Origin of the sequence: Streptomyces boluensis, assembly GCF_009908195.1 — a bacterium.
GTDB classification, from domain to species: Bacteria; Actinomycetota; Actinomycetes; order Streptomycetales; family Streptomycetaceae; genus Streptomyces; species Streptomyces boluensis.
The window spans coordinates 1-4611 of the sequence record NZ_JAAAHS010000510.1 but is presented as its reverse complement, the minus strand read 5'-3'; the positions used below and the strand labels follow the sequence as shown (position 1 = coordinate 4611).

At 73.7% G+C, this 4611-nt stretch carries 4 protein-coding genes; all 4 read left to right on the top strand.

Annotated elements, in window-relative coordinates; genetic code table 11:
- Nucleotides 1-561 precede the first annotated feature (561 nt).
- Nucleotides 562-1086: a DUF2617 family protein gene (locus GUY60_RS34860; RefSeq protein WP_161705266.1), complete on the top strand. Its 525-nt coding sequence runs from the start codon at nt 562-564 to the stop codon at nt 1084-1086.
- Between the two features lie 138 nt (nt 1087-1224).
- Nucleotides 1225-2799, top strand: a complete 1575-nt coding sequence (locus tag GUY60_RS34855) for a polyamine aminopropyltransferase (protein WP_161705263.1) — start codon at nt 1225-1227, stop codon at nt 2797-2799.
- A 96-nt stretch (nt 2800-2895) separates the two neighbouring features.
- The gene (locus GUY60_RS34850) at nt 2896-3753 is read left to right on the top strand and encodes an SRPBCC domain-containing protein (protein ID WP_246236036.1); all 858 of its coding nucleotides are present in this window, start codon (nt 2896-2898) and stop codon (nt 3751-3753) included.
- Nucleotides 3754-3776: 23 nt separating this feature from the next.
- Complete coding sequence (locus GUY60_RS34845; RefSeq protein ID WP_161705268.1) at nt 3777-4565, top strand: aldose epimerase family protein; 789 nt, start codon at nt 3777-3779, stop codon at nt 4563-4565.
- Nucleotides 4566-4611 lie beyond the last annotated feature (46 nt).

The window sequence follows — 4611 nt, the reverse complement described above, 5'->3', positions numbered from 1 at the left end:
GGAATCCCCGGGTCACGCACAGCAGTGCGTGACCCGGGGGAGATGAAGGGGGGTGAGGGCCATGGTCGTCGGCATCGTCTGCGCAGCCGTCGTCGCGGTCTTCATCGTGGGATTGCTGGGGGCGGCGGTGACCGCCACCCGTCCGCGCGGCAAGGGCACCGGCGGCGGAAGCGGCTGAGCGGAGGCGGCTGAGCGGAAGCGGCTGACACGGGGCAGCTGATCCGCACCGACCGCCCATACCGCACCGATGGCAACCCTGTCCTGGCGTCCGACGGAAGCAACTCCCGTCGGGCGCCAAGTCGTTGACGCACGGTCGCAGGGCTGGTCGAAGAGTGCAGAACAGTTGAACTGTGGGACCACCCGAGGGGATGGAAACCCTACGAAGTTGGGCAAAAACGCTGTGCCGACGGGTGCGTTCATGATTCCCTCTTATCCATCGACGCAGCCCTCGCCAGACTCGTGGGCCGTAAGCCGGCGAACCCCCTCTCCGGTGCGCCTTCCGGTGCATCTCGCAGGACGCCCAGGCTCAACCGCCTCCACGTATGCCCCGGAGCCGACCCCATGCTCACGACCCTTCAGACCTCCTACACCGACACCCGCGCCGACGACCTCGCCTGGGCCCTCGGGCGCGAGCCACTGCCCGCGCTCGCCGCCCTCGACCTCGAACTCGACGACGCGAAGGTGCAGCTGAGGCTCCTCGGGGCCTCACACCAGGTCCTCCTCGAACGCGACGACGGCACCTGCTCGGAGACCGTCGCCTGTATCCCCGGCAGCAGCACCCCGCTCCCGCTCGGCGTCGCCAAACGCGTCGGCGACTGGGACTACGAGTTCGCCGCCCGCGTGGAGACCATGTCGAGCGGCTCCTTCGCGGGCCGCGCCCAGGAGTTGATCGCCCTGGTCGCCGACCATCCCAACGGTCTCGCGGGCGTCTTCCCCGGCAGCCCGCACGCGTTCACCGCACTCCTCGTGCAGCGTCACGAGGGCCATGTGCACTGGCGCACCTGGCACGCCTACCCGCAGGAAGGGCAGCTCGTCGCGACCCGCACCCGCGTCGGCGCCCGACTGCCCGCCCCACTCCCCGTCTGACCCGCCGCCCGGGTGGTGGCGCGGTACCGCACCACCACCCGGGCTCCGGCAGCACACCGCCGCGCGCCCGACGTTCGCCTCGCTTTGCACACGTGTGGGTGACAGAGCGCGCACACGTGGTGACGTAGCGTTCCAGGCGTGATCGAGTCGCCGCTCTCCGTGCCGCCCGCAGCCCCGCCACGCAGGGGCGCGCAGGGCACGGCGGTGCTGCCCGTCTCGCCCCGCGCGGGCCGGCTCCTCGTCCTCGTCGGCGCCTTCGTCTGCGCGGCCTGCGGACTGGTCTACGAACTCGAACTGGTCGCCCTCGCCTCGTACTTGACGGGGGACTCCGTCACCCAGGCGTCCCTCGTCCTCTCCGTGATGGTCTTCGCGATGGGCGTCGGCTCGCTGCTCGCCAAGAGGCTCCGCTGCCGCGCCGCCGCCGCGTTCGGCGCCGTCGAGGCGGCCCTCGCCCTGGTCGGCGGCTGCAGCGCGATGGTGCTGTACGGCGGCTTCGTCTGGGGCGGCTCCACCCGGCTCCTGCTCGTCACGTTCTCGCTGGCCATCGGCGTACTGATCGGCGCCGAGGTGCCGCTCCTGATGACCCTCATCCAGCGCGTCAGACGCCAGGACGCGGACGGCGCGGTGGCCGACCTCTTCGCCGCCGACTACGTGGGCGCGCTCGTCGGCGGCCTCGCCTTCCCGTTCCTGCTGCTTCCGCTGCTCGGCCAGTTGACGGGTGCGCTGATCACCGGCGCCGTCAACGCGGTGGCGGGCGGCGCCCTCGTCCTGTGGCTGTTCCGGCACGACCTGAGCCCGCGCGCCCGCCGCGCGCTGCTCGCCGCCAACCTCGCCGTCCTCGTGCTGCTCGGCACCCTCGCGGCGGGCGTCGGCGGCTTCGAACGCGCCGCGCGGCACACGATGTACGGCGCGGACGTCCGGGTCGCGCTCCGCACCGACGTCCAGGAGATCGTCCTCACCGGCGGCGGCCGGGACGACCTCGGGCTCTACCTCGACGGGCGGCCGCGGGCCGGCGGCCACGGCGACAGACGGTACGACGAGGCCCTCGTGCACCCCGCGATGCGCGGCCCGCACGCCCGCGTCCTCGTCCTCGGCGGCGGCGACGGCCTGGCCGCGCGCGAGGTGCTCCGGCACTCCGGTGTGCGCCAGGTCGACGTGGCCGAACTCGACTCGGGCGTCGTCGAGTTGGCCCGCACCGACCCCGCGCTCAGCGCCCTCAACGGGCACGCGTTCCGCGATCACCGGGTGCGGGTCCTGACCGGTGACGCCTTCCGGCTGCTGCGCGGGACCCGGGCCCCGGTGTACGACGTGATCGTCTCGGATCTGCCCGACCCCGGCATCACCGAGTCCGCGAAGCTCTACTCCCAGGAGTTCTACGGCCTCGCCGCCCGCGCCCTCGCACCCGGCGGCCGGATCGTCGTGCACGCCGGTCCGACCAGCAGGCCGAAGGCGTACTGGACGGTCGACGCGGGCCTGCGCGCCGCCGGTCTGCGCACCGCCGCGTACCGGGTGCCGGGCGGGTCCGCCGCCACCGACCGCGGCTTCCTGCTCGCCGCCCGCGACCGGCCCGAGCTCGGCCTCGACGACCGCCCCGCGCGCCGCGGGCTCACCCCGGCCGCCCTCGCCACGGGCGCCCGCGCGGCGGAACGCACCCGCGTCCCCGGACTCGCCCCCTCCACCCTGGTGCACCCCCGGTACGCGGAACGGCCCTGAGCCCTCCGGCGGCGTACCGATGTGCGGGATACGGGGGTGCGGGCCGGACGCGCGTGGGTAGGCTCGGCTGACATGGAGCATGAGGTGTTCGTTCCGATGGAAGCAGAGCCCCTGCGGCGGGCGCTCGGGGACGCGGTCCGCGTCGCCCGCGGCATCCCGGGGCTCCAACGCGATGCCAACGAAGGGGCCGGGCCCCTGTCGGGCCGCCTCAAGGTGCGGATCGCGGGCCACACGATCACCTACCGGGGCGCGCTCGCGGTCACCGAGGACACCTCGGCCCCCGAACCGGCCTTCACGATCACCGGCGAGGCCACGGAGGCCCGCGGCGGCGGCGCGGTCGAACTCACCGTCCGCGTACGGCTGTTGGCGGAGGCCGACGGGACGCGCCTGGTGTACTCCGGTACGGGCAAGGGCGAAGGCCGGGTCGCGGAGCTGGACGCGGCTGCGGTGGAAACGGCGGTACGACGGCTGCTGAGCCGCTTCTCGGAGAACCTCGCGGGGGCGGTGGCCGAGGAGGTGGCCGGCGGCGTGAGCGGGGACGTGGCCGATGACGTGGCCGAGCCCGCGCCGGACGCCCGTACGGACGCGGACCGGGACCTGCTTGACACGCCTCCGCCGCACGAGGAGACGCACGAGGAGACGGACGAGGTGACGCAGGACGTGTCGCCCGAGGAGCCGGTCGACGTGCCGCCCTCCGTGCCGGACCCGTTCCACCAGGACGCCGGGGACGAGTCGTTCATCGCGCCGCCCGCCGAGGCCGCGCACGCCCGGCGCACGATGATCGGGCGCAGCGCCGAAGAGGTCGACCACGCGCCACCGCGCGGCCGGTACGCACCGGTGCCCGCCCCGCAGTCCTCGACCGCCGGCGACACCCTGCGCTGGGCGGCCCCCGCCGCGGCCGTGGTCGTCGCCTCGGCGATCGTCGTCAGCCGGGTACTGCGCCGCCGCAAGTAGCGAGGACCTAGGGTCGGACCGTGATGACACAGGACACGGCGACCCTGGTCGCGGGCGATGCGGAACTGACGGTGCAGGGCGGCAACGGCTGCCGGATCGGGAGCCTCCGCATCGGCGGCACCGAGGTGCTGCGGCAGGGCGACCACTACGGCTCCTTCCCGATGGCCCCGTGGTGCGGCCGTACCGAGAACGGGCAGTTCCGCAACGGCGGCCGGCTGCACCAGCTGCCCGTGAACAACCCGCCGCACGCCATCCACGGCACCGTCCGCGACCAGGCCTGGCGGCGGTCGCGGGGCGGCGACGGGGCGGCGGTGTTCACGTACGACCTGGTCGAGCCGTGGCCGTACGCGGGCCGGGTCACGCAGGTCTTCGAGCTCGCCGAGGACTCCCTGACGGTGCGGATGGGGCTCGAGACGTACGCGGATTCCTTCCCGGCGCAGCTCGGCTGGCATCCGTGGTTCCAGCGGAACCTCGGTGCGGACGATGTGCGGATCGACTTCGACGCGGCGTGGCAGGAGGTGCGCGGCGCGGACCACCTGCCCACGGGTGAGCGGGTCGACCCGCTGCCCGGTCCGTGGGACGACTGCTTCGGTATGCCGGACGGGGTGGCGGTCACGTTGACGTGGCCGGGGCAGCTGGAGTTGAAGGTGACGAGTCCTTCGGCGTGGGTCGTGGTGTACGACGAGCAGGTCGAGGCGGTGTGCGTCGAGCCGCAGACGGGGCCGCCCAACGGGCTCAATACGCTGCCGCGGCTTGTCACGCCGATCGAGCCGTTGGAGGCGACGATGCGGTGGGAGTGGCGCAGCCTTTAGTTCCCCTCCCCGCCCCTTCCCGAAAGTCCTGCGGACAGCCACGGGG

Excerpts from the sequence above, each read along its gene's own strand:
- GUY60_RS34845 (WP_161705268.1), top strand. The coding sequence starts at position 3,777 with ATGACACAGGACACGGCGACCCTGGTCGCGGGCGATGCGGAACTGACG.
- GUY60_RS34850 (WP_246236036.1), top strand. The coding sequence starts at position 2,896 with ATGGAAGCAGAGCCCCTGCGGCGGGCGCTCGGGGACGCGGTCCGCGTC.
- GUY60_RS34860 (WP_161705266.1), top strand. The coding sequence starts at position 562 with ATGCTCACGACCCTTCAGACCTCCTACACCGACACCCGCGCCGACGAC.